The sequence below is a fragment of the Streptomyces sp. NRRL F-2664 genome (assembly GCF_000719345.1).
GTDB lineage: Bacteria > Actinomycetota > Actinomycetes > Streptomycetales > Streptomycetaceae > Streptomyces.
In genome coordinates this window covers 1-25,459 of sequence record NZ_JOFX01000015.1, presented here as the reverse complement: position 1 = coordinate 25,459, position 25,459 = coordinate 1, and the positions used below count along the sequence as shown (strand labels likewise).

General features: G+C 71.6%; 20 protein-coding genes. 13 read left to right on the top strand and 7 right to left on the bottom strand.

Features of this window, described 5'->3' with window-relative positions:
* The 3 genes from IF89_RS47650 to eccE form a co-directional block, all read right to left on the bottom strand.
* Positions 1-2,367, bottom strand: coding sequence for an SCO5717 family growth-regulating ATPase (locus tag IF89_RS47650; protein WP_030767326.1), 2,367 nt, complete (start codon positions 2,365-2,367; stop codon positions 1-3).
* A 124-nt stretch (positions 2,368-2,491) separates the two neighbouring features.
* Positions 2,492-3,190, bottom strand: coding sequence for a hypothetical protein (locus tag IF89_RS0115710; protein WP_030767323.1), 699 nt, complete (start codon positions 3,188-3,190; stop codon positions 2,492-2,494).
* Positions 3,187-4,461 carry a type VII secretion protein EccE gene (gene eccE / locus IF89_RS0115705; RefSeq protein WP_107047287.1) on the bottom strand — a complete coding sequence of 425 codons (1,275 nt, stop codon included), beginning with the start codon at positions 4,459-4,461 and terminating at the stop codon, positions 3,187-3,189. The genes IF89_RS0115710 and eccE overlap by 4 nt, the downstream gene beginning before the upstream one ends.
* 258 nt (positions 4,462-4,719) lie before the next feature.
* On the opposite strand from eccE, the gene eccB reads away from it, so the two are divergent.
* From eccB to IF89_RS0115685, 4 genes are all read left to right on the top strand, one after another.
* Positions 4,720-6,297 (top strand): type VII secretion protein EccB, encoded by a 1,578-nt coding sequence (eccB, locus tag IF89_RS0115700; protein WP_030767316.1) that lies wholly within the window; start codon positions 4,720-4,722, stop codon positions 6,295-6,297.
* A gap of 11 nt (positions 6,298-6,308) precedes the next feature.
* Positions 6,309-7,568, top strand: coding sequence for a type VII secretion-associated serine protease mycosin (gene mycP, locus IF89_RS0115695; protein WP_030767314.1), 1,260 nt, complete (start codon positions 6,309-6,311; stop codon positions 7,566-7,568).
* Positions 7,569-7,781: 213 nt separating this feature from the next.
* Entirely contained in the window at positions 7,782-8,129 is a 348-nt protein-coding gene (locus tag IF89_RS0115690; RefSeq protein ID WP_030767311.1) for a WXG100 family type VII secretion target, read from the top strand.
* Positions 8,130-8,174: 45 nt separating this feature from the next.
* Positions 8,175-8,480 carry a WXG100 family type VII secretion target gene (locus IF89_RS0115685; RefSeq protein ID WP_030767308.1) on the top strand — a complete coding sequence of 102 codons (306 nt, stop codon included), beginning with the start codon at positions 8,175-8,177 and terminating at the stop codon, positions 8,478-8,480.
* A gap of 150 nt (positions 8,481-8,630) precedes the next feature.
* On the opposite strand, the gene IF89_RS0115680 is transcribed toward IF89_RS0115685, so the two are convergent.
* Both IF89_RS0115680 and IF89_RS0115675 read right to left on the bottom strand, forming a co-directional pair.
* Complete coding sequence (locus tag IF89_RS0115680) at positions 8,631-8,876, bottom strand: DUF397 domain-containing protein (RefSeq protein ID WP_030767305.1); 246 nt, start codon at positions 8,874-8,876, stop codon at positions 8,631-8,633.
* Positions 8,877-8,961: 85 nt separating this feature from the next.
* Entirely contained in the window at positions 8,962-12,921 is a 3,960-nt protein-coding gene (locus IF89_RS0115675) for a type VII secretion protein EccC (protein WP_030767302.1), read from the bottom strand.
* A 196-nt stretch (positions 12,922-13,117) separates the two neighbouring features.
* On the opposite strand from IF89_RS0115675, the gene eccD reads away from it, so the two are divergent.
* The 6 genes from eccD (at position 13,118) to IF89_RS0115645 (ending at position 20,258) form a co-directional block, all read left to right on the top strand.
* Positions 13,118-14,635 carry a type VII secretion integral membrane protein EccD gene (gene eccD / locus IF89_RS0115670; protein ID WP_030767299.1) on the top strand — a complete coding sequence of 506 codons (1,518 nt, stop codon included), beginning with the start codon at positions 13,118-13,120 and terminating at the stop codon, positions 14,633-14,635.
* Between the two features lie 182 nt (positions 14,636-14,817).
* Positions 14,818-15,105, top strand: coding sequence for a 30S ribosomal protein S15 (gene rpsO, locus IF89_RS0115665; RefSeq protein ID WP_007266917.1), 288 nt, complete (start codon positions 14,818-14,820; stop codon positions 15,103-15,105).
* Between the two features lie 307 nt (positions 15,106-15,412).
* Positions 15,413-17,635, top strand: coding sequence for a polyribonucleotide nucleotidyltransferase (locus tag IF89_RS0115660; RefSeq protein ID WP_030767296.1), 2,223 nt, complete (start codon positions 15,413-15,415; stop codon positions 17,633-17,635).
* Positions 17,632-19,011, top strand: a complete 1,380-nt coding sequence (locus IF89_RS0115655) for a M16 family metallopeptidase (RefSeq protein ID WP_030767294.1) — start codon at positions 17,632-17,634, stop codon at positions 19,009-19,011. The genes IF89_RS0115660 and IF89_RS0115655 overlap by 4 nt, the downstream gene beginning before the upstream one ends.
* Positions 19,012-19,037: 26 nt before the next feature.
* Entirely contained in the window at positions 19,038-19,790 is a 753-nt protein-coding gene (dapB, locus tag IF89_RS0115650) for a 4-hydroxy-tetrahydrodipicolinate reductase (protein WP_030767291.1), read from the top strand.
* Positions 19,791-19,805: 15 nt separating this feature from the next.
* Positions 19,806-20,258: a hypothetical protein gene (locus IF89_RS0115645; protein WP_030767288.1), complete on the top strand. Its 453-nt coding sequence runs from the start codon at positions 19,806-19,808 to the stop codon at positions 20,256-20,258.
* Positions 20,259-20,308: 50 nt separating this feature from the next.
* Here the strand turns inward: IF89_RS0115645 and IF89_RS0115640 are convergent, their stop codons facing one another.
* Complete coding sequence (locus IF89_RS0115640; protein WP_030767286.1) at positions 20,309-20,878, bottom strand: PH domain-containing protein; 570 nt, start codon at positions 20,876-20,878, stop codon at positions 20,309-20,311.
* A 48-nt stretch (positions 20,879-20,926) separates the two neighbouring features.
* The gene (locus IF89_RS0115635) at positions 20,927-21,166 is read right to left on the bottom strand and encodes a hypothetical protein (protein WP_030767284.1); all 240 of its coding nucleotides are present in this window, start codon (positions 21,164-21,166) and stop codon (positions 20,927-20,929) included.
* Positions 21,167-21,390: 224 nt separating this feature from the next.
* Between IF89_RS0115635 and thyX the strand changes: the two genes are divergently transcribed.
* The 3 genes from thyX to IF89_RS0115620 all read left to right on the top strand — a co-directional run bounded on the left by thyX (position 21,391) and on the right by IF89_RS0115620 (position 25,039).
* Positions 21,391-22,131: an FAD-dependent thymidylate synthase gene (thyX, locus tag IF89_RS0115630; protein ID WP_030767281.1), complete on the top strand. Its 741-nt coding sequence runs from the start codon at positions 21,391-21,393 to the stop codon at positions 22,129-22,131.
* A 200-nt stretch (positions 22,132-22,331) separates the two neighbouring features.
* Positions 22,332-23,231: a 4-hydroxy-tetrahydrodipicolinate synthase gene (dapA, locus tag IF89_RS0115625; RefSeq protein WP_030767277.1), complete on the top strand. Its 900-nt coding sequence runs from the start codon at positions 22,332-22,334 to the stop codon at positions 23,229-23,231.
* Positions 23,232-23,353: 122 nt separating this feature from the next.
* Entirely contained in the window at positions 23,354-25,039 is a 1,686-nt protein-coding gene (locus IF89_RS0115620; protein WP_030767274.1) for a ribonuclease J, read from the top strand.
* Positions 25,040-25,459: the final 420 nt, after the last annotated feature.

Genomic DNA, 25,459 nt, shown 5'->3' with positions numbered 1-25,459 from the left:
TCAGCCGAGCCGCGGATCGCGCGGCGGCTGCTGGGGCTGCTGCGGCGGGGCGGCCGGGGGCTGCTGCCAGGGCTGGCCCGGCTGGGGATAGGGCTGGCCGTAGGGGCCCGGCTGCTGCGGCGGCTGCTGGTACGGGGGCTGCCCCTGCGGCTGGCCGTACGGTCCCGGCTGCGGCTGCGGCTGCTGGTGGTGCTGCGGCGGCTGCTGGGGGTGGGGCTGGTGGGGCTGCTGCGGTGCTCCCCAGTGGTTCTGCGGAGCCTGCTGCTGGGCCCGCAGGAAGTCCTCGGCGACGAGGGCCGAGAGGTTGAAGTACGCCTCGCGGGTCTTGGGGCGCATCATGTCGAGGTCCACCTCGGCGCCGGCAGCCAGGTGTTCGTCGAAGGGCACCACGACGACACCGCGGCAGCGGGTCTCGAAGTGCTGCACGATGTCCTCGATCTTGATCATCTTGGCGGTCTCGCGGACCCCCGAGATGACGGTGAGGGACCGGGAGACGAGGTCCGCGTAGCCGTGGGCGGAGAGCCAGTCGAGGGTGGTGCTGGCGCTGCTGGCGCCGTCCACGGACGGGGTCGAGATGATGATCAGCTGATCGGCGAGGTCCAGGACGCCGCGCATGGCCGAGTACAGCAGTCCGGTGCCAGAGTCGGTGAGGATGATCGGGTACTGGCGGCCCAGCGTCTCGATGACGCGGCGGTAGTCCTCGTCGTTGAAGGTCGTGGAGACCGCCGGGTCCACGTCGTTGGCGATGATCTCCAGACCGGAGGGCGCCTGCGAGGTGAAGCGGCGGATGTCCATGTAGGAGTTCAGGTACGGGATCGCCTGCACGAGGTCCCGGATCGTCGCGCCGGTCTCGCGCCGGACGCGGCGGCCGAGCGTACCCGCGTCCGGGTTCGCGTCGATGGCCAGGATCTTGTCCTGGCGTTCGGTGGCGAGGGTCGCGCCGAGGGCGGTGGTGGTCGTCGTCTTGCCGACGCCGCCCTTGAGGCTGATGACGGCGATCCGGTAGCAGGACATCACCGGGGTGCGGATCAGCTCCAGCTTGCGCCGGCGCTCCGCTTCGGCCGCCTTGCCGCCGAAGCGGAAGAGGCCGCCGCCCGCGCCGTTGTTGTTGCTCTTGGGCTTCTGCTTGTTGCGCAGCAGCCGGTCCGAGGACAGCTCGACGGCGGCCGTGTAGCCGAGCGGCGCGCCGCCGCCGGTGGGCGGGGCCGCGTACCGCGGGTCGTGCGGCTGGGGCTGCGGCTGCGGCGGCTGCTGACCGGGGCCCGCGCCCCACTGGCCGGCGGCGCGCGGGTCGTACTGCGGCTGGGGCTGCGGCTCCGGTTGCTGCGGGGGCTGGGGCTGCTGCGGGGCGGGCGCGGGCGCCGGCGGCGGGAAGCCGTAGCCCTGGTTCGCGAACGCGGGCGGCAACGGCGGCAGTTCACCGGGCGGCGCCCCGAACGGGCTCTCCCCGGCGGGGGGCGGTACGGGGGTCCCCTCGGCGGGGGTGGGCCGCGGACCCGCCCATCCGCCGGTGGCGGCGTCGGCCTCGGCCGGGGGAGTGGCGGGGAGCGGCTCCGTGGCCGGCGGCACGTCCGCGAACGGCGCGGGCACGGCATCGGCCGGCTCCGGAGCGGCTTCAGGAGCCGGAGGGGTCGCGTCGGCGGGCGCGGCTCCGGGCCCGGGGGCCGGCGCCGGAGCGGAGTACGGCGGCTCGGGAGCCTGGACCGGCGCCGCCGCGGCGGACTCGGCCGGAGCCGGTGCCGCAGGCGCAGCCGCGTACGGCTGTCCGTCAGCCGGAGCCGGGACCGGAGCCGGGGTCGGTGCTGCGGCTGCGTACGGCAGGTCGGGGGCCGTGATCGGGTCGGGGGTCGCGGGCGGTGCCGCATCAGCCGGAGCCGGGACCGGAGCCGGAGCCGGGGTCGGTGCTGCGGCTGCGTACGGCAGGTCGGGGGCCGTGATCGGCTCGGTGGCCGCGGGCGGCGTCGCATCAGCCGGAGCCGGTGCCGCAGGCGCAGCCGGGTACGGCTGTCCGTCAGTCGGCGCCGGAACTGGAGAGGTCGGAGCCGCGGCCGCTGCGGCAGCGGTGTCGGACGTGAGCGGGAACGGCGCAGCCGTGCCCGCACCGTCGGACGGGGTCCGCGGCGCCGGCGGGGCGATCCGCATCGTCGAGGGCGACTCCAGGTCCGACGGGCGGTGCGGCTCGAAGCCGCTCCCCTCGGGCAGCCCGGGCACCTGCGCGGCCGGCGCCGGAGGCGCGCTCTGGGTGTACCAGGCCGGCGGTGTGTAGTCGATGGTGAACTCGCCCGTCATCTCGGGCTCCGCGTCGGACTGATCGTCCGTCGGGACGTCCCACGTCCCGCCGCGCCTCTCGTTCCGATCGCCGCTCACTGGTCCTCCTGGTCTGTCGAACACTGCTCCGGCGCCCGCCCACGCCGCGCCGACGTCCAGCCTAATCGGGGCGCGTCGCCCCTGTCCGCCGCGTCCCGCTCCGCGGGGCGGGACGCGGCGGGGGTCAGTCGATGCGGCGCGGCGCCCCCAGCAGGCCGGTCTCCGTCTCGGTCCCCTGGGTCATCACGAACTGCCGGTCCCGCGGGGTGCACCACAGGGTCACCCCGTCCCCCAGGGTCGGCAGCGAGGCCACGGCCTGGCGCGGCAGCCGCATCAGGCGGCCGATCTGCTCCGCCTCGTCCGGGGACACCCGCTGCACGCCGACCAGCGACGACTGCTGGAGCAGGCGCGGCGCCGTGGGGCTCAGGTACGGCAGCAGGGTCAGCACCGACTGCCACGGCCCGGCCACCACACGGCCGCGCGGCGGCCGCATGCCGCAGTCGCGGACCACCAGCACCGGGCTGCCCGCTGAAGCGCCCTGCGGCGGGATCCGCCCCACCTCGTGCAGGGTCACGCACTGCTGCCCGCCGCCCGCCGCCCGGGCCAGCCCGGCCCACACCTGCCCGCGCCCGGTCTCGACCGCGACCCGGGCGCCGGTGGCCGCCACGCGCAGCGCCAGCACCTGCGCCGTCCACAGGCCGCCGATGAGGGTCACCTCGTACGGGGTCGGCCTGTTGATGCCGAGCACCGCCGGCCGTCCCTCGGCGTCGACGCCGATGACGACCCCGTCGTCCCCGACGGGCACCGCCAGCGCGTCCAGGTCCGCCGCGGGCACCAGGTGCCGCTCCCGCCGCGGGCCGACCAGCCCGAAACCACCCCTCATCGCGCCCCTCCCAGCGGCAGCGAAGCCAGCAGCCCCGGCACCTGCTCGCGGTCGAGCCGGACCAGCCCGGTCTTCACTCCCCGCGCCGTCCTCTCCAACTCCCTGCGCGCCGCCACCAGTTCCTCGTCACTGCGCCCCGTCACCCGTACGTGTCCGGTCAGGGTCACGCCCTGCCGCTCCGCCGGGGCCATGGTCAGGCTGAACGTCGTGGCGAGCGTCGGCAGGGAGGTCAGCAGCGCCACGAACTGCGGCAGCGCCGCCGCCCCGGGGCCGCCCAGCTGTGGCCATCGGCCTATCCAGTACGTCGTGTGCCGGCGGTCGTCGCAGCGCCACGTCCGTGGGGTCTCCTGCGTACGCCGCCCCGTGCCGGCCGACCGGCCGGCCTGGGTGATCGCCATCGGGTTGGCGCACGAGGAGGTGGCCAGGGCCGCCGTCAGCTCCTGCTCGGTCAGCACCGTGGCCCGAAAGCCGGCTCCGGCCAGCCGGCTGGCCAACTGGTCCGCCGCACGCACCACGCACCGCTGCGCACCCGCCAGTCCGCCGCCGCGGGCGGTGACCGCCTCGGGGCACAGCTCCGGATCCAGTTTCAGCGCGATCCAGGTCAGCCGCACCGCGGGCGTGCCCGTACGGGCTTGCAGCGGCGCGTAGTTGAGGGTGGCCATCGACCGGGCCGGCAGGTGCGGGGCCGGAGCCGGCTGGGTGTGCTGCACCACCTGCGCTGACTCCAGCCGGATGCCGTCCACTTCCAGGACGTCCCGGACGGCACCCAGCGGCAGCGGGCGCGCCGCCCGGTCGGGCCGCAGCGCGGTGACGTCCGTGTCCACCTGGACCACCACGGTCAGGAAGGTGCCGTCGCCGACCATCCCGACGGGGCGCCGGTCGCGGTCGCCGAACGTCAGGGTGCGCAGAGCCGGATCGGCCTCGACCAGCGGTGCGAGGCCCGGTTCCGTACCCGCGGGCACGGTGAAGGACGCGGCCCGCCGGCGCCGGGCGCGCAGGGCGAGCGCGCTCGCGATCCACTCGGGCAGGGACCGCTGGTGGCGGCGTACGACCGCGAGCACCACCAGGACGAGCGCGAGGGCGCCCGCGGGGACCAGGAGCAGCGGCTCGACCACCCACGCGACGAGCAGTCCGGCCGCCGCGACCTGGAGCAGTACGAGTTGTTGCAGTCGGAACGGGCCGAAGCGGCCGGGACTCGACCTCGGATGCGGCGTCACCCCGCCGCGTGCGGCTGCGGGCGTGCCGGTCTGCGGCTCCGTCGCCGTGGCCATCACTCGCGCACTTCCCCTCTCCCGGGTCGGACCCCATGAGTTCCGGCGCTGCGCGACACCCGTCGCGGGACCCCGGAACCTCCCCAATCCACCCCAACAAGCCCTGATTACCCCGGTGTGGAAGGCGCTGAGCGGCTGCCTCACCCTACCCGGCCCCTGCATACCGTCCGTCAAGAGGCATAGTAGGTGCCCGGTCCGACTATCGAGGCCCGGGGACCGTACTCACCGGCCGGGCCGTGCGGGGAGAAGCAGACGGTCATGGCATCACGACGTGATGAGCTCAACGCGTACACCTTTGCGAAGCGGCGGACGGTGGCCGCGTTCCTCCAGCCCTCCGCCACGGGTACCGAGGAGGGCGCCCCGCGCCCGTTGCGCGCGGTGCTGCCCGGGGTGATCGTCGGAGCCCTCGTGCTGGCCGGGTTCGGCGCCTGGGGCATGTTCAAGCCCACCGCCCCCAAGGGCTGGGACGAGCCCGGGACGAGGGTGATCGTCGGCAAGGACTCCACGACCCGCTACGTGGTCCTCACGACGAAGGTGGGCGGCAAGAACCAGACGCGCCTGCACCCGGTGTTGAACCTGGCCTCCGCCCGACTCCTGCTGGACCCGCAGAAGTTCAAGGTCGTGCAGGTCGAGGACAAGGTCCTCGACGCGGGCAGGCCGCCGCGCGGCCCCATCATCGGCATCCCGTACGCACCCGACCGGCTCCCCTCCAAGGCCGAGGCGGGCAAGCCCAAGCGCTGGGCCGTCTGCCAGCAGCCGGGCGGCAACGGCCGCGGCGTGCAGAGCGCCACCTTCGTCCTCGCGGACCGCGACGCATCCGTGACCGACGACGCCCGCCGGCTCACCGACACGCAGTCGCTGTACGTGGAGAGCACCGGGCCGGGCAAGGAGCGCTACCTGGTCGACGCGACCGGCACCAAGTACAAGTTCCCCGAAGGCACTCCGGCCGCCGGGACGATGACCAACGCCCTGGTCGGCACCGGAGCCACCCCCCAGCAGGTCGGACCCGAGTGGCTGGGAACCCTCAACTCCGGCGACGACCTGTCCTTCCCACCCCTCCCCGGGAAGGCCGGGGCCAACGCCGACGTCAAGGGCCTGGCCACCGGCGACAACAAGGTCGGCATGGTGCTCAAAGCCCAGACCGGCTCCGGAACCCAGCACTACGTGGTCCTGCCGGGCAAGGTCGCACCCGTCTCCGACTTCGTCGCCTGGCTGCTGATCTCCGCGCCCGCCACCGACGGCCTCAACATGCACGGCAAGGCCCGCGAGGTCGACCTCCAGTCACTCGAACCCGACGCCGCCCCGTTCGCCGGCGACGTCAGGTGGCCGCAGAAGAAGACCGAGCGGATCAACCGGACGACGCCGCCGGCCGGCACCGGCGCGAGCGGCGCGAACAACCGCGACACCATCTGCAACGTCCTGCGCTCGGTCGACGGGCAGGGCAACCAGACGCTGAGCACGTGGGCCGGCACCGGCTACCCCGTCGACATCACCGCCAGCGGTACCAGCGCCTACGTCACCCCGGGCTCGGGCCTGCTCTACACACAGGTCCAGGGCAAGCAGACGACGGCCGGCGGCTCCCTCTTCCTGGTCACCGACACCGGTCTGCGGTACGCCGTGCAGGCCAACGGCGACAGCGACAGCGCGCAGTCCGGGATCGGCGCTCCGGACCAGGCCAAGACGGGTGGGGACGGCCGCCCCGAGGCCAGCCAGGCGCAGGTCAGGCTGGGCTACGGAGGGGTCACCCCGGCCATGGTGCCCATCGCCTGGTCGGAGTTCCTCTCCAAGGGGCCCCGGCTGGACACCAACTCCGCCCGTCAGCCCCAGGGTTCGTGAGGAAGCCGCCGATGCCGACCTCCCCGTACCGAGCGCCCCGGCGCGCACTCCTCGTCGCCGCCTCCGCCCTCGTCCTGACCGCCGGCGGGGGTGCCGCCGCGGCAGGCCCCGCCGGCGCGCCGCACCCCCCGTACACCGTGCACCTCGACGGTGCGGGCGAGTGCACCTTCCCCATGAAGAAGCAGATCGAGGACCGCCCCTGGGCCCTCCAGCGGCTTCTGCTCGACGAGCTGTGGGCGCAGACCAAGGGCAAGGACAAGAAGGGCGCGAGCGTCCGGGTGGCCGTCATCGACACCGGCGTGGACCGGGCGAACCCGCAGCTCAGCGGAGCCCTCGACGTCGCCGCCGGCAAGGACTTCGTCGACCCCAAGGGCGGCGACGGCACCACCGACACCGTCGGCCACGGCACCAAGGTCGCCGGGCTGATCGCGGCCCGCCCCCAGGCGGGCACCGGCTTCGTCGGCCTGGCCCCGGACGCCACGATCATCCCCATCCGGCAGAACGACGGGCAGGGTAAGGGCAACGCTCTGTCCCTGAGCCAGGCCATCGACCACGCGGTGGCCAAGGGTGCCCAGGTCATCAACATCTCGCAGGACACCGACGTCCCGCTGTCCGCGGACTCCGAGCTCGGCAAGTCCGTCCAGAAGGCCGTCGCCGCCGACATCGTGGTCGTGGCCTCCGCGGGCAACGACGGCATGAGCGGCCAGAAGCGCAAGACCTACCCGGCCGCCTTTCCCGGCGTCCTCGCGGTCGGCGCCTCGGACCGCAACAACGAACGCGCCGCCTTCTCCCAGCCCGGCGACTTCATCGGTGTGGCGGCGCCCGGTGTGGACATGGTCTCCACCGTCCCCGGCTTCGGCCAGTGCATCGACAACGGCACCAGCTTCTCCGCGCCCTACGTCGCCGGCGTCGCGGCCCTGCTGCGCGCCGAGCACGCCGACTGGTCCGCGCAGCAGATCGTCTGGCAGATCCAGAACACCGCCGAACGCACCGTCAAGGGACGTGACGACTACGTCGGTTGGGGAGTCGTCGACCCGGTGCGTGCCCTCACCCAGGACCAGCAGGCCCCCAAGGCCCCCGTACCGGATCCGGGCCCGCCCCCGGCGACGGCACCGCAGGCGGCGCCCCTGCAGTTGACCGAGACCGCCCAGGAACGACAGGAGCGCTACGGCACGTACGCTCTCGGCATCGGTGCCGTCCTGATCGCCGTCATCGCGGGTACGGCCACGGTCGTCCGGGATGCCCGCAGCCGCGGCCGTCGTTTGCAGTGAACAGTCACGGTTCGTCCACGCAAGCCGCCCACCGGTGTTGGGACTGTGCCACGAACTGACTAGAGTGGCACCAGGCTTCACGAGTGTGATCGGGGGATCGCGTGAAGCGGAGGGGGACGGCCCGGAGCGCGTGGCACACATCCGCGCCAGGCACGCCCGCCCCGCTGCGCAATCCGCCGGTTCTGCCGGCGAATTGAGAAGTGAGGAGCTTCGATGAGCACGAACACCTTCGGACTTGCGGACGATCCGGTCGTCCAGGCGAAGAACAAGATCCAGGAGACGGGAACCGCCGTCTCCAAGCAGGCCCGCGAGCTGGCCGACATCATCGCCACCGTGAGTGCCGGGTGGACCGGTGTGGGCGCCTCCGGCTTCATCACGGCCCAGACGACGCTCAACGACAGCCACGACGAGATCCGCCGGCTCCTCGGCGTCCTGCACAACGCCGTGGCGCAGACCAAGAACCTCAGCAACGCCCAGGACGAGGAAGTCCGGGCCGCGTTCAAGAACGCCGTCCAGCCGGCGTCCGCCTCCGGCCCCCGCTCGGGCCTCGACGGCATCTGAGCAACGCTCCCCTTCCCATTCGGCCGCAGCGACAAGGAGAAGAACATGACGGCGAACGACGGGACCCGGGTCCGGTACGAGACCGTTCAGCAGATGGCGGACCGCATCCGGATCGTCTCCGGGAACATCCTCAAGGACCTGGCCGAGATGGAGCAGGCCGTGAAGGTCGTCACGGACACCTGGGACGGTGAGGCGCACCGCGAGTACGTCACCCTCCAGAAGAAGTACAAGGCCAAGGCCGACACCATGCACGCCGAGCTGGAGAAGGTCGCCAAGCTCATCGAGCGCGGCAAGGACGACTACCGGGCCACCGACAAGCGGGCCTCGACCCTCTTCACCGAGGCCTACTGAGCCCGGCCGGGGACCCGGTCCCCGGGGCCGAGCACGCCGAAGGGGCGCACCCGTCACGGGCGCGCCCCTTCGGCGTCCTGCGCGCCCCTTGGGGCGTGTCTTTCGGATCATGCCAGGGAGCGGGGCCCGGCTCGATCCCGAAGACACGCCCTACGGCTGGTGGCGGTCCAGGTCGAACTCGCCGTCCCGGGCCCCCAGCACGAAGGCCTCCCACTCGGCGGCCGTGTACCGCAGCACGGTCTCCCGGTCCAGGGAGGACCGCATCGCCACCGCCCCGTCGGGGAGCCGCGCGATCTCCACCCGCTCCTCGTCCGGGCTGGTGCCCGGCGGCCCCTCCCACTCCACACCGCTGATGTCGAGCGCGTACAGCTCGTCCTTCTCCTGCTGGGTGCCCATGGGCGGCCTCTCCCTCGGTGGTGCGGTCTTCCCCGCCGATTATCGGGGCTGCGCCGCCGGCCGGGACGGTTTTCCCGGCGCCGGCTCACACACCGCCCGGCATCCGGCCGAGCTGGACCAGCGACGTGCCCCGCCGGCGCGAGACGAAGTAGCCCCGGCCCGGCGGCATCGGCCGCGGCCGGACAGTACCGACCAGATCGCCCTCCGCCGGATCACCGGACAGGACCACGCCCTGTGCGCCCAGCTCCTTGATCCGCTGCATGAACGCCTCGTACATCGACCGGGAGGCACCCGCCGAACTGCGCGCGATGATGAAGCGGACTCCCGTGTCACGGGCGAAGGGCAGGTACTCCACCAGCGGGGCCAGCGGATTGCCCTGGCTCGTCGCCACCAGGTCGAAGTCGTCGATGATGATGAACACGTCCGGACCCGTCCACCAGCTGCGGTCGCGCAGCTGCTGCGGAGTGACGTCCGCCGGCGGCTGCTGCCGCCGCGAGAACACCCCGCCCAGCGCCTCCATGTGCATCTGCAGGGAGCTCGCCATCGGCGCGTACTCCAGCAGGTGCTCCTCCGGCAGCGCCCCCAGGAGCGTACGCCGGTAGTCGCCCACGACCAGCCGCGCCTGGTCCGGCGTGTACCGCTCGGCGATCTGCTTGGCGATCAGCCGCAGCAGGTTCGTCTTGCCCGACTCGCTCTCACCGAAGACCAGCAGGAAGGGATCGGTCTCGAAGTCGACGAACACCGGCTCCAGATCGGTCTCGTCGATGCCGATCGCGATACCGCGCCGGGGGAACTCCCCGCCCTTGGGCAGCTGGTCGGCGTGCAGCAGCCGCGGCAGCAGCCGGACGCCCGGCGCCGCCGGCCCCGACCAGTTCTGTCGGACCGCCTCCACGAAGGCCCCCGTCGCCTCCGACAGGTCACCGGCCTCGTGCGAGCCGTCGATCCGCGGCAGCGCGCCCAGGAAGTGCAGCTTCTCCGCCACCTGGCCGCGGCCCGGCATCCCCGTGGGGACGTTCGCGGCGACCTTGCGGTCGAACTCCGAGTCCATGGTGTCGCCGAGCCGCAGCTCCAGCCGGCTCAGCATCTGGTCCTTCAGCGCCGCCCGGACCTCCATGTACCGGCCCGCGGTGATCACCACGTGGATGCCGTAGCCCAGACCCCGCGCGGCGATGTCCGTGACGACCTGCTCCAAGACCTCGTACTCGCCCCGGAAGTTGCCCCAGCCGTCGACGATCAGGAACACGTCGCCCCACGGCTCGTGCGGCAGATCCCCCGCCGCCCGCCGGCGCCGGTAGGTGCCGATGGAGTCGATGTTGTGGGCGCGGAAGAACTCCTCGCGGCGGTTGAGGATGCCCCCCACCTCCGCGACCGTGCGCCGCACCCGCTCCGGGTCCAGGCGCGAGGCGACACCGCCCACGTGCGGCAGGTCGGCGATCGCCGACAGGCTGCCGCCGCCGAAGTCCAGCCCGTAGAACTGCACCTCGCGCGGGGTGTGCGTGAGCGCGAACGAGGACACCAGCGTCCGCATCAGCGTCGACTTGCCCGACTGGGGACCGCCGACCACCATCATGTGGCCCGCCGCCCCCGAGAAGTCCCGGTACAGCACCTCACGACGCTGCTCGAACGGCTTGTCGATGAGGCCGAGCGGTACGACCAGCCCGCCGGGCCGCGTGTAGCCCTCCGCGTGCAGTCCGCGCTCCGCGCTCGGCGCCAGCGCCGGGAGCAGCTGGTCCAGCGGCGGGGCCTGGTCCAGCGGTGGCAGCCACACCTGGTGCGCCGGCACGCCCTGCCCCTCCAGCCGGCTCACGATCACGTCCAGCACGGTGTCCGCGAGCGCGTCGTCCTCCCGCGACGACCGCGCCGCCAGGTACGCCGGGTCCGGGGCCGCGTACACCACCGGCACCGGCGCCGCCGTGAACAGCGCCGGGCGCCGCTCCACCGGGAACTGCCCCACCGACAGGTCCGGCCCGCCCGAGCGGTAGGTGCCCGACACGTACGCCGCCTTGAAGCGCACCATCTCGTCCGTACCGAACTTCAGGTAGCCCGAACCGGGGACCGACGGCAGGTGGTAGGCGTCCGGCACACCGATCGCCGTCCGCGACTCCGCCGCCGAGAAGGTCCGCAGACCGATCCGGTACGACAGGTAGGTGTCGAGGCCGCGCAGCTTGCCCTCCTCCAGCCGCTGCGAGGCGAGCAGCAGGTGCACCCCCAGCGACCGGCCGATGCGGCCGATCTGGATGAACATGTCGATGAAGTCGGGCTTCGCGGTCAGCAGCTCGCTGAACTCGTCGATGACCAGGACGAGCGACGCCAGCGGCTCCAGCGGGGCACCCGCCGCCCGGGCCTTCTCGTAGTCGTGGATGTTCGCGTAGTTGCCCGCCGCACGCAGCAGCTCCTGGCGGCGCTGCAGCTCGCCGCGGATGGAGTCGCCCATGCGGTCCACGAGCGTGAGGTCGTCCGCGAGGTTGGTGATGACGGCCGCGACGTGCGGCATCTGGCCCATGCCCGTGAAGGTCGCGCCGCCCTTGAAGTCGGCGAGCACGAAGTTCAACGTCTCCGAGGTGTGCGTCACCGCCAGACCCAGCACCAGCGTGCGCAGCAGCTCCGACTTGCCGGAACCGGTCGCACCCACGCACAGGCCGTGCGGGCCCATGCCCTCCTGCGCGGCCTCCTTCAGGTCCAGCATGACCGGCGCCCCGTCCTCGCCGACGCCGATCGGCACCCGCAGCCGCTCCCCGGCCGACCGCGGCCGCCAGGTCCGCGCCACGTCCACCGCGGCCGCGTCGCCCAGGTTCAGCAGGTCCGTGAAGTCCAGGTTCGCCAGCAGCGGCTCGTCGTCGTCCCCGCCGCCCGTGCGCAGCGGCGCCAGCTGCCGGGCCAGGGCCTCCGCCGCGGGCAGCGACAGGGTGTCCGGCACACCCTCGTACGCGACCCCGCCGCCCGACTCCAGACGCAGCCGGCCCGGCCGCACCACGACCGACAGACCACCGCGCGGCTCGTCCAGCTCACCCGCGACCACCTCGACGATGGTCACGCCCTGCAGGCCCTCGGCCGCCGCGAACACCGAGTCCGGGGGCACCATCCCGCCGTCCAGCACGACCACCAGGTGCGGCTGGTCCAACACCGGGGAGACGTCACGGCTGAACCGCGGCCGCCCCTCCAGCCGGGAGGCCAGCATCCCCTCCAGCTCGGCGAGGTCGTCGCCGAACAGCCGCTTCGTACCGGCCCCGTCGACCTGCCCCGGCAGCTGCGTGTGCGGCAGCCACTTCGTCCAGTCCCACGAGGGCACCGCCCCCGGCGAGGCCACCACGGCCACCATCAGGTCCTCGGGGGAGTGCAGCGTCGCCAACTGCGCGACCAGCGCCCGCGCCGCACCCCGCGCCGACTCCGGCTCCCCGGACACCGCCACGTGGTAGAAGGCGCGCATCGACACCGCCATCGGCAGCCCGTCCAGCGAGGAGTGCACCTTCAGGAAGCGCTGCATCGCGCCCGCCGTCAGCGGCTCCAGCTCGTCCACCGGCGCCGTCTCCGGCGCCACCAGCGGGGTGGCCAGACGCTGTACGCCCAGCCCCAGCCGGGCCTGCCCGAAGTCCGGGTCGCCGACCCGCCGCTCCCACAGCCGCGAACCGTCCGCCACCACCGACCACAACTGCTCCGGCGCGGGATGCAGATAGAGCTGCGCATCGCGCTGGGCCCGCGCCGTCCGGCGCACCTGACGGCGCGTCTGGGCGAGGTATTTGAGGTAGTCCCGGCGCACGTCGGCCATTTGCCCCTGCGTACCGCGCCGGTGGCGCACCAGCTGCGCCACGACCATGGCCACCGTCGACGCCAGCATCAGCACACCCATGATGCGCATGAAGGGGGCTGCGCCCGGCATGAAGAAGAAGACGACGGACGAGCCCATGCCGAGCATCGGCAGGAGCTGCATCAGCATGCCCTCCTGCTGCCCGCGCGGAAGTTCGGGAGGAGCCTCCAGCCGCAGCTCCTCCGAGGGAACCTCGGGCGGCAGGGACCGCGGCGGGCGTTTGACGACGATCTGGCTCACCGGAGCATCAATCCCTCGAAAACGGACGGGACGTCGCAACCGGCGCCCCCAAGTCCCGGGCGCGCAGGGGGTATCCCCCACGCGACGGTGATCCTACTTGCCGACTGTCGCTCATACGCCCGGTAGGGTGTCGCGCGCAGCATGCGCATCCGCGAATCGAGCACGGGCGCGGACACCAACCAAGGGGGTCACGCAGGTGAGTACGGCCGGGACGACGGGTTTCTGCAGGGTCACCGTCGTGGCCCCCGACAGCCGTATCGACGTCGCCCTTCCCGAGGACATCGCCGTCGCCGACGTCTACCCCGAGCTGCTGCGCCTCACCGGCCAGACCCAGCCCGTCGGCGCCCCGACCGGCTTCCACCTCGTACGCCGGTCCGGGACCGTCCTCGACGGAGCCCGCACCCTCGCCGCCCAGCAGGTCCTCGACGGCGAGGTGCTGAGCCTGCGCCCCTTCGCCGAGTCCCTGCCGCCGGCCGTCTTCGACGACGTCTCCGACGCGGTCGCCTCCGCCGTCGTGCGCGACCGGCACCGCTGGAGCGACGACATGCTGCGCGGCGCGGGCCTGGCCGGCTGCGCGGTGCTCCTGGTCATGCTGGGCTTCGTCCTCTGGTACGCCGACCCCGTCCGCCACGACATGCACGGCCTGCCCGGGATCATCGCCGGCGCCGTCGGCGTCCTGCTCACCGCCGTCGCCGGGGTCCGCGCCCGCGTCTACCGGGACCGCCTCTCCGCCGTGGCCCTGGGCCTCGGAGCCCTCCCGCACCTGATGATCGCCGGGTCGGGGATCATCGGCCCCGCCGTCGGCCAGGGCCCCGGACGGCTCCAGTTCCTGCTGGGCTGCGTCTGCGCCCTGGTCGCCTCGGTCGCCCTCGTCGCCCTCACCCCCAGCGGCGACGCCCCCTTCGTCGCGGCCACCTTCGTCGCCGCCACCGGCACCCTCGCCACCTTCGCCGCGATCGCCGCCGAGGCCTCCGCCACCTCCACCGCCGCCGTCTGCGCACCCGTCGCCATCGGCCTCGTCGCCTTCCTCCCCGGACTCTCCGCCCGCTTCGCGCGGCTGCCCATCGGCTACGCCGCCCCGCAGAGCGCAGCCGACGAATACGTCGACCATGCGGTGAGCCCGGACCGCTACGAGACCGAGCCCTACGGAGACCCGTCCGGCGCCGAGCAGAACGAGCCGGGCATCCCGCTCGACGCCGAGGCGATCGCCGCCCAGGCCCGCCGCGGCCACGAGATGCTGCTCGGCCTGGTCGCCGGCTGCGCCGCCGTCGCCGTGGGCGCAGCCGCCGTCCTCGGTTTCTCCGACAGCACCTGGGGCCGCCTCCTGGCCCTGGCCACCGGCCTCGCCATGCTGCTGCGCGCCCGCCTCTTCCGCTACACCTCCCAGGTGGTGTGCGCCCTGGCCGCAGGCCTCGCAGCCGTCGCACTGCTGATCCTCGGCATCTCCCTCCACCCGCCGCAGGCCCTCCTCGACGCCCTGCTCCACGACCAGGACCGCAGCGGCCTGGACATCCGTACGATCTGGCTCACCGCCGCCGTCGCCGCCGGCGCCGCCCTCCTCGCCGGAATTGCGCTTGTCATCCCCCGCAAGGGCCTGTCACCCTTCTGGGGAAGGCTGCTCGACCTCACCGAGGCGGCGGTCCTGCTCAGCCTGGTGCCCCTGACCCTGGCCGTGCTCGACGTGTACGCCCGGGCCCGCGCTCTCACCAGCTGAGACGGGGCGGAGCGGCAGCCTGGTACGCTGTGTGACGGCCGTTTGTGTACGCGTCCCCCGGATCCCTGCGAAGGGGTCTGTGGACTGCGCTCAGCGGACCCCGCCTCCCGAGTAACGGAAGCTCCCCAGAGACTCAGACCTGGGGCACTCGGTGGCCAAGAAGACCTGAACGAGGAGTAAGCGTGCCGCTTGACGCCGCTACCAAGAAGCAGATCATCGCCGAATTCGGTGCCAAGGAGGGCGACACCGGCTCTCCCGAGGTCCAGGTCGCGATGCTGTCCCGCCGCATCTCGGACCTGACCGAGCACCTCAAGACCCACAAGCACGACCACCACTCCCGTCGTGGTCTGCTGATCCTGGTCGGCCAGCGCCGCCGCCTGCTGCAGTACCTGGCCAAGAAGGACATCCAGCGCTTCCGTACGCTGGTCGAGCGCCTCGGCATCCGCCGCGGTGCGGCCGGCGCCAAGTAAGACGCCGTGAAGGGAGCGGTTCCCACATCCGGGGGCCGCTCCCTTTGCTGTACGTGCGGTACGGACCGGTCCCTTTGTAGTCTGGAACGGACGCACGTGTACGTCCGACGACGAGACGTGCACAACTGAAGAGGAGGAGCGCCCTCCCACGCCGCCGGTCCTCGGTAGTGGCACCCGGAATGCCCCGCACGGGCAACGAACCGGGTGCTTCGATCGAAGACCGGCCAGCACGCCAGGAGCGCTTCTCCGCAACCGTTCTCCGCCACACGGGCGGCGGACGGAGACGACGAAAATGGAGAAAACGCTAGTGGAGAACGAGACCCACTACGCCGAGGCCGTCATCGACAACGGCTCCTTCGGCACCCGCACCATCCGCTTCGAGACGGGCCGCCTGGCCCGCCAGGCCGCCGGCTCCGCCGTTGCCTACCTGGACGACGACACGATGGTGCTGTCCGCCACCACCGCGTCGAAGAAGCCCAAGGACCAGCTCGACTTCTTCCCCCTGACGGTGGACGTCGAGGAGCGGCAGTACGCGGCCGGCAAGATCCCCGGCTCCTTCTTCCGCCGTGAGGGCCGGCCCTCCGAGGACGCGATCCTCACCTGCCGCCTCATCGACCGCCCGCTGCGCCCGTCCTTCAAGAAGGGCCTGCGCAACGAGATCCAGGTCGTCGCCACCATCATGGCGCTCAACCCGGACCACCTGTACGACGTCATCGCGATCAACGCCGCGTCCGCGTCCACCCAGCTCGCCGGCCTGCCCTTCTCCGGCCCGATCGGCGGCGTCCGCGTCGCGCTGATCCGCGGCCAGTGGGTGGCCTTCCCGACGCACACCGAGCTCGAGGACGCCGTCTTCGACATGGTCGTCGCGGGCCGCGTCCTGGAGGACGGCGACGTCGCGATCATGATGGTCGAGGCCGAGGCCACCGAGAAGACCATCGCCCTGGTCAAGGGTGGCGCCGAGGCCCCGACCGAGGAGGTCGTCGCCGCCGGTCTGGACGCCGCGAAGCCGTTCATCAAGGTCCTCTGCAAGGCGCAGGCCGACCTGGCCGCCAAGGCCGCGAAGCCCGAGGGCGAGTTCCCGGTCTTCCTGGACTACCAGGACGACGTGTACGAGGCCCTCGCGGCCGCGGTCAAGGGCGAGCTCTCCCAGGCGCTGACCATCGCGGGCAAGCAGGACCGCGAGGCCGAGCTGGACCGCGTCAAGGAGATCGCCGCCGAGAAGCTCCTCCCGGCCTTCGAGGGCCGCGAGAAGGAGATCTCCGCCGCCTACCGCAGCCTGACCAAGGCTCTGGTCCGCGAGCGCGTCATCAAGGACAAGGTCCGCATCGACGGCCGCGGGCTCACGGACATCCGTACCCTCGCCGCCGAGGTCGAGGCCATCCCGCGCGTGCACGGCTCGGCGCTGTTCGAGCGTGGCGAGACCCAGATCCTGGGCGTCACCACCCTCAACATGCTCCGCATGGAGCAGCAGCTGGACACCCTCTCCCCGGTGACCCGCAAGCGCTACATGCACAACTACAACTTCCCGCCGTACTCCGTCGGCGAGACCGGCCGCGTCGGTTCCCCGAAGCGCCGCGAGATCGGCCACGGCGCGCTCGCCGAGCGCGCGATCGTGCCGGTCCTGCCGACCCGCGAGGAGTTCCCCTACGCGATCCGCCAGGTGTCCGAGGCCCTCGGCTCCAACGGTTCGACGTCCATGGGCTCGGTCTGCGCCTCCACCATGTCGCTGCTGAACGCCGGTGTGCCCCTCAAGGCCCCCGTCGCCGGTATCGCCATGGGCCTGATCTCCCAGGAGATCGACGGCAAGACGCACTACGTCGCCCTCACCGACATCCTCGGTGCGGAGGACGCCTTCGGCGACATGGACTTCAAGGTCGCCGGCACCAAGGAGTTCGTCACCGCGCTCCAGCTGGACACCAAGCTCGACGGCATCCCGGCCTCCGTCCTGGCCGCCGCCCTCAAGCAGGCCCGCGACGCCCGCCTCCACATCCTCGACGTGATGATGGAAGCGATCGACACGCCGGACGCGATGTCCCCGTTCGCCCCGCGGATCATCACCGTCAAGATCCCGGTGGACAAGATCGGTGAGGTCATCGGCCCCAAGGGCAAGATGATCAACCAGATCCAGGAGGACACCGGCGCCGAGATCACGATCGAGGACGACGGCACCATCTACATCGGTGCCGCCGACGGCCCGGCCGCCGAGGCGGCCCGCGCGACGATCAACTCGATCGCCAACCCGACCATGCCGGAGGTCGGCGAGCGCTACCTGGGTACGGTCGTCAAGACCACCACCTTCGGTGCCTTCGTCTCCCTCATGCCCGGCAAGGACGGCCTGCTGCACATCTCGCAGATCCGCAAGCTCGCCGGTGGCAAGCGCGTGGAGAACGTCGAGGACGTGCTCGCGGTCGGCACCAAGGTGCAGGTCGAGATCGCCGAGATCGACCAGCGCGGCAAGCTCTCCCTGGTCCCCGTGATCGAGGGCGAGACCGCCGACGCCGATGCGGACAAGGACGACTCCGACAAGTGACGTCGCGTAGTTCCCGTGTGACGGCCCGCCCCTCTTCGGAGGGGCGGGCCGTCGCCCGTACCCAAACCCTGCTCAAGGGCCGCAACGGCGTCGGCACCGTCCGCCGCACCGTCCTGCCCGGCGGACTGCGCGTCGTCACCGAGACGCTGCCCTCCGTCCGCTCCGCCACTTTCGGCATCTGGGCGCACGTCGGCTCCCGCGACGAGACGCCCGCGCTGAACGGTGCCACGCACTACCTGGAGCACCTCCTCTTCAAGGGCACGCACCGGCGCACCGCCCTCGACATCTCCTCCGCCATCGACGCGGTCGGCGGGGAGATGAACGCCTTCACGGCGAAGGAGTACACGTGCTACTACGCCCGCGTGCTCGACACCGACCTGCCGCTCGCCATCGACGTGGTCTGCGACATGCTCACCGGCTCGCTGATCCGCGAGGAGGACGTCGACGCCGAGCGCGGCGTGATCCTCGAAGAGATCGCGATGACCGAGGACGACCCGGGCGACATGGTCCACGACCTGTTCGCCCAGACCATGTACGGGGACACCCCGCTGGGCCGCCCCGTCCTCGGCACCGTCGACACCATCAACGCCCTCGGAGCCGACCGGATCCGCCGCTTCTACAAGAAGCACTACGACCCCACCCACCTGGTCGTGGCCGCCGCCGGCAACGTCGACCACAACAAGGTCGTACGCCAGGTCCGCGCCGCCTTCGAGAAGGCCGGCGCCCTCACCCGCACCGACGCCGAACCGATCGGCCCGCGCACCGGCACCAAGCGCATCCGCACCTCCGGCCGCGTCGACCTGGTGAGCCGCAGGACCGAGCAGGCCCACGTGGTTCTCGGGATGCCCGGCCTGGCCCGCACCGACGAGCGCCGCTGGGCGCTCGGCGTGCTGAACACCGCCCTCGGCGGCGGCATGTCCTCGCGCCTCTTCCAGGAGGTCCGCGAGAAGCGCGGCCTCGCCTACAGCGTGTACTCGTACACCTCCGGCTTCGCCGACACCGGCCTCTTCGGCGTGTACGCGGGATGCCGGCCCAGCCAGGTCCACGACGTCCTGCGGATCTGCCGCGACGAGCTCGACAAGGTCGCCGCCGACGGGCTCGCCGACGACGAGATCAAGCGGGCCGTCGGCCAGCTCTCCGGCTCCACCGTCCTCGGCCTGGAGGACACCGGGGCGCTCATGAACCGCATCGGCAAGAGCGAGCTGTGCTGGGGCGACCAGATGTCGGTCGACGACATGCTGGCCCAGATCGCCGCGGTCACCCCGGACGACGTCCGCTCGGTCGCACAGGATGTACTGGCCCAGCGCCCCTCGCTCGCGGTGATCGGCCCGCTCAAGGAGAAGCAGGCCGCCCGCCTCGACGAAGTGGTCGCCTAGTTCCGTACGGCAAGTTAGGAAGCAACATGAGCAAGCTGCGCGTGGCAGTCCTCGGCGCCCAGGGCCGTATCGGCTCGGAGGCGGTCAAGGCCGTCGAGGCCGCGGAGGACATGGAGCTGGTCGCGGCGCTCGGCCGCGGCGACAAGCTGGAGACGCTGGCCGAGGCCGGCGCCCAGGTCGCGGTCGAGCTGACCACCCCCGCCTCGGTGATGGAGAACCTGGAGTTCCTCGTCCGCCACGGCATCCACGGGGTGGTCGGCACCACCGGCTGGACCGAGGACCGCCTCGCCCAGCTGGACACCTGGCTCGCGGCCTCCCCGAAGACCGGTGTGCTCATCGCGCCGAACTTCTCCATCGGCGCCGTCCTCACCATGAAGTTCGCCGCCCAGGCCGCCCGCTACTTCGAGTCCGTCGAGGTCGTCGAGCTGCACCACCCCAACAAGGTCGACGCGCCCTCCGGCACCGCGACCCGTACCGCCCAGCTCATCGCCGCCGCGCGCGCCGGGGCCGGCCTCGGCGCGCAGCCCGACGCCACGGCCACCGCGCTCGACGGCGCCCGCGGCGCGGACGTCGACGGGGTACCCGTCCACGCCGTCCGCCTGCGCGGCCTGCTCGCGCACCAGGAGGTCCTCCTCGGCGGCGAGGGCGAAACCCTGACCATCCGTCACGACTCCCTGCACCACAGCAGCTTCATGCCGGGCATCCTGCTCGGCGTGCGCCGCGTGGCGCAGGCCCCGGGCCTCACCTTCGGCCTGGAAAACTTCCTCGACCTGGGCTGACCGGACTGATTCACGATGCGCGCGAAGATCACGTACCTCATCACGGCCGCCGTCCTGGTCGTCTACTTCGTCCTGGTCGGCAGCCGGGGCCTGCTGCTGATCCGGCAGGGCACCTGGCTCACCGTCACCTTCGGGGTGGCCGTGCTGATCCTGCCTCTCATCGGCATCTGGTTCCTGTGGAAGAACACGCAGTTCGTGACCAGGGCCCACCAGCTCGCCGGTGAGCTGGAGGCGGAGGGCGGCCTGCCTGTGGACGAGCTGGAGCGCGACCAGTACGGCCGCATCCTGCGCGACTCGGCCGACGAGGTCTTCGCACGCCGCAGGGCCGAGACCGAGGACGCGCCGGGGGACTGGCGCACCTGGTTCCGGCTCGCCGTCGCCTACCACGACGCCCGGGACACCCCGCGGGCGCGCAAGGCCATGCAGCGGGCGATCGCCCTGCACGACAAGAAGCCCGTACAGGCCTGACCTGTACGGGCGTCCCGCGGCGCGTCCCGTCGTACCCCGGGAACCGGGTGTCAGGCGGGCACGGCCCGGTACTCCTCCGCCCATGCCTCGACCGCGTCGGAGGCCCGGTCGAAGGCCTCGGCCCGCGACAGGAAATCGGCGTTGTGGTCGGTCAGCAGCACCGGCGGCTCCTCGACGCCCCGGGCGGACACCGTGAGCGCCTGCCCCTGCACGGTCCGCGGCAGCCCGAGCCAGCGCACCGGCTGCTGCACCGTACGGAGCCCGGTGACCTCGTTCCACGGGATCGTGCGGGTCACGAAGAATCCGACCCGGCGCAGGCCCGTACGGCTGACCCATACGCCGACGCGCAGCATCTGCAGCGCCGAGGCCAGGACGGCGAGGGCGGCGGCCAGGCACGAGCCCGCTCCGGCCCAGCCCCCGCCGGCGAAGGCGACGATCATGGTGGCCAGGAGCATGAAGGCGGACAGGAGGAGCAGCAGTGCGGCGATGGCCACGCGCCAGGGGCCGGGCCGGTAGGGCCGCCGCCAGCGGTCGTGGTCGTCGTCGGCATGGGCCAGGACCTCGTCGCCGACGTCATCCGCATCGGAGACGCCGTCGGCCGTCAGGAAGGGCAGGGGCACGGCTGGACCTCACTCACATGCACGTTCGGTAGGGCTGTGCCCGTGAGGCTACCGTCCCTCGGAGGCAGTGGACTGCTGCGACTTCTCCGGTGACGTGTTCGGCTGCAGCGCCGGTATGCCGAAGAGCAGCGACCCGGCCAGCCCCGCGACCACGCTCAGTCCGACCAGGCTACGGGCGGCCAACTGGGCCCGGCCCAGCCGCTCGCGCGGCGGAGGGGTGACATTGCTGCGGAAACGGTCGGCCTCGGCGACGAAGGCGAACGGGACGGGTTCGCGCCGGCGAAACATGAGAGGGATTCTCCTCGGGCTCGATGGGGGTGGGTTCTTCTCCGTAGGACGAACGGGCCGTCCAATCGGTGCCGCAATTACGGACATTGCTCGGAATTCGTGGCTGTGCGTCAGCTGTGCCACCGCCGTGCGCACCCCCGGGCGGCAGGTGGGCCTGCACGGGGACCGGCGGGGCGCGCCGTAGAGTGGGCGCGCCCCAGGACGCACGTGTGGAAGGACCCCCGGTGAGCGAGACCGCCGCTTCAGATCTGAAACCCAGTTTCCGCAGCGACGTATCGGTGGAGCTGGTCAAGCACTCCGCCGCCGACTCCGACGTGTTGTGGGCGGCCCGCGTCTCCACGGCCGGTGAGCAGTCCCTGGACGAGCTCCAGAAGGACCCTGAGCGCTCCAAGGGGTTGATCAACTACCTGATGCGGGACCGCCACGGCAGCCCCTTCGAGCACAACTCGATGACCTTCTTCATCAGTGCCCCGATCTTCGTCTTCCGGGAGTTCATGCGCCACAGGGTGGGCTGGTCCTACAACGAGGAGTCGGGCCGCTACAGGGAGCTCGAACCGGTCTTCTACGTTCCCGACGCCGAACGCAAGCTCGTCCAGGAGGGCCGCCCCGGCAAGTACGTGTTCGTCGAGGGCACTGCGGCCCAGCAGGAGCTGACCGCCCGCGTCATGGAGGACTCGTACGTGCAGGCCTACGAGGCCTACCAGGAGATGCTCGCCGCGGGAGTGGCCCGCGAGGTGGCCCGTTCGGTCCTGCCGGTCGGTCTCTTCTCCTCGATGTACGCCACCTGCAACGCCCGCTCGCTCATGCACTTTCTGGGCCTGCGCACCCAGCACGAGCTCGCGACCGTGCCCTCCTTCCCGCAGCGGGAGATCGAGATGGTCGGCGAGAAGATGGAGCAGCACTGGGCGAAGCTCATGCCGCTGACGTACGCGGCGTACAACGCCAACGGTCGCGTTGCCCCGTAAGGGCCGTTACACCCCTGGCGTACAGATGTACTGAGTCAAGTCCGAAGTGTCCGTATTGCGGCGTTTCGGAAAGTTCATCTAGGCTGATCAAACGGACCCGGCACTGCTTGAACCCCCGAGCAGGCAGTGCCGGCGTCCAACACACGGTTGACGTCCCCCGAGGGGACACGGCGAGCATGGCAGCGAGTAGCGTGTTACCCATGGCTCCGATCTCGACTCCGCAGACCCCCTTCGGGCGGGTCCTCACCGCCATGATCACGCCGTTTACGGCGGATGGCGCACTCGACCTCGATGGCGCGCAGCAGCTCGCCGTCCACCTGGTGGACGCAGGCAACGACGGCCTGATCGTCAACGGCACCACCGGTGAGTCGCCGACCACCACCGACGCGGAGAAAAACGACCTCGTACGAGCCGTCCTCGAAGCGGTCGGAGACCGCGCCCACGTGGTCGCCGGCATCGGCACCAACGACACCCGGCACACCCTGGAGCTCGCGCGCCAGGCCGAGCGCACCGGCGCGCACGGCCTGCTCGCCGTCACCCCGTACTACAGCAAGCCGCCGCAGGAGGGCCTCTACCGGCACTTCACGGCCATCGCCGACGCCACCGGGCTGCCGGTCATGCTCTACGACATCCCCGGCCGCAGCGGTGTCCCCATCGAGACCGAAACCCTGGTCCGGCTGGCGGAGCACCCCCGCATCGTCGCCAACAAGGACGCCAAGGGCGACCTCGGCCGAGCCGGCTGGGCCATCGCGCGCAGCGGCCTGGCCTGGTACTCCGGTGACGACATGCTGAACCTGCCGCTCCTGTCGGTCGGCGCCGTCGGCTTCGTCTCCGTCGTCGGCCACGTGGTCAGCCCCGACCTGCGCGCCATGCTGGACGCCCACCTCGCCGGGGACGTCCAGAAGGCCGCCGAGATCCACCAGAAGCTGCTGCCCGTGTACACCGGCATGTTCCGCACGCAGGGCGTGATGACCACCAAGGCAGCACTCCACCTGCAGGGCCTGCCCGCCGGCCCGCTGCGGCTCCCGCTGATCGAACTGACCGACGAAGAGACGGCCCAGCTCAAGATCGATCTTGCCGCGGGCGGGGTACAGCTCTGACAACGGACTTCACAACTCAATAAGCACGACCGAACAAATACAGAGCAGACACAGCAAGTGCACGAATGACATGCGCGCCACGTGCCTTCCGGGTACGTGGCGTGCGTGGTGAGGAGACACTTTTGAGCCATCCGCATCCGGAACTCGGTCCGCCGCCGAAGCTGCCCAAGGGCGGCCTCAGAGTCACCCCCCTGGGTGGCCTCGGCGAGATCGGCCGCAACATGACCGTCTTCGAGTACGACGGCCGCCTCCTGATCGTCGACTGCGGCGTCCTCTTCCCCGAGGAGGAGCAGCCGGGCGTCGACCTGATCCTGCCGGACTTCTCGTCCATCCGGGACCGTCTCGACGACATCGAGGGCATCGTCCTCACGCACGGCCACGAGGACCACATCGGGGCCGTCCCGTACCTCCTGCGGGAGAAGCCGGACATCCCGCTGATCGGATCCAAGCTGACGCTGGCCCTCATCGAGGCCAAGCTCCAGGAGCACCGCATCCGCCCCTACACCCTCGAGGTGAAGGAGGGCGAGCGCGAGGCCCTCGGCCCGTTCGACTGCGAGTTCATCGCGGTCAACCACTCCATCCCGGACGCGCTGGCCGTGGCGATCCGCACCGGAGCCGGCCTGGTCGTCGCCACCGGCGACTTCAAGATGGACCAGCTGCCGCTGGACCGGCGCCTCACGGACCTGCACGCCTTCGCGCGCCTCAGCGAGGAGGGCATCGACCTCCTGCTGTCGGACTCGACGAACGCCGAGGTCCCGGGCTTCGTCCCGCCGGAGCGCGAGATCTCCTCGGTCCTGCGGAACGTCTTCGCCAACGCCCACCACCGGATCATCGTGGCCAGCTTCGCCAGCCACGTGCACCGCATCCAGCAGATCCTCGACGCCGCCCACGAGTACGGCCGCCGGGTCGCCTTCGTCGGACGTTCGATGGTCCGCAACATGGGCATCGCCCGCGACCTGGGCTACCTCCGCGTCCCGGCCGGGCTCGTCGTGGACGTCAAGACGCTCGACGACCTGCCGCCCGAGGAGGTCGTGCTGGTCTGCACCGGCTCCCAGGGCGAGCCGATGGCGGCCCTGTCCCGCATGGCGAACCGCGACCACCAGATCCGGATCGTCCCCGGCGACACCGTGATCCTGGCGTCGTCCCTGATCCCGGGCAACGAGAACGCGGTCTACCGCGTGATCAACGGCCTGACCCGCTGGGGCGCCAACGTCGTGCACAAGGGCAACGCCAAGGTGCACGTCTCCGGCCACGCCTCGGCCGGCGAGCTGCTGTACTTCTACAACATCTGCAAGCCCCGGAACCTGATGCCGGTCCACGGCGAATGGCGGCACCTGCGCGCCAACGCCGAGCTGGGCGCCCTGACGGGCGTCCCCAAGGACCGGATCGTCATCGCCGAGGACGGCGTGGTCGTCGACCTGGTCGACGGAAAGGCCCGCATCTCCGGCAAGGTCCAGGCCGGCTACGTGTACGTGGACGGCCTCTCGGTCGGCGACGTCACGGAGTCCTCGCTCAAGGACCGCCGGATCCTCGGCGACGAGGGCATCATCTCGGTCTATGTCGTCGTGGACAGCACCACCGGCAAGGTGGTGAGCGGCCCGAACATCCAGGCGCGCGGTTCCGGCATCGACGACGGAGCCTTCGGTGCGGTCATCACCAAGATCGAGGAGGCCATCGCCCGCGCCGCGGCCGACGGCGTCGCCGAGCCGCACCAGATCCAGCAGCTCATCCGCCGCACGATGGGCAAGTGGGTCTCGGACAGCTACCGCCGCCGTCCGATGATCCTCCCGGTCGTCGTCGAGGTCTGATGCAGACCCTCGCGTAGCGCCGTCACCGGAGCGGGGCAACCGGATTTGCATCCGGGGGCCCCGCTCCAGTACGTTGTCGTCTCCACCCCGCAAGAACGTCCGGCACACACGTGTGTCCGGGCCGAGCCGTGCGGGCGGGTGGCAAACAGACTCGGGGATACCTGATAAAGTCTGGTCCGCCCGAAAGGGAAAGGCCCTCCAACGGCCACAGAATGCAAATCCGAGTCGATAGCGGCGCGGAAATGGTCTGGTACGGTTGGAATCGCCGGAAAGGGAATCGCGAAAGCGAGAACCTGGAAAGCACCGAGGAAATCGGGCCCTAAAGAGTCTGATAGAGTCGGAAACGCAGGACAGCAGAACGAAGCCCGGAGGAAAGCCCGAGAGGGTGAGTACGAAGGAAGCGTCCGTTCCTTGAGAACT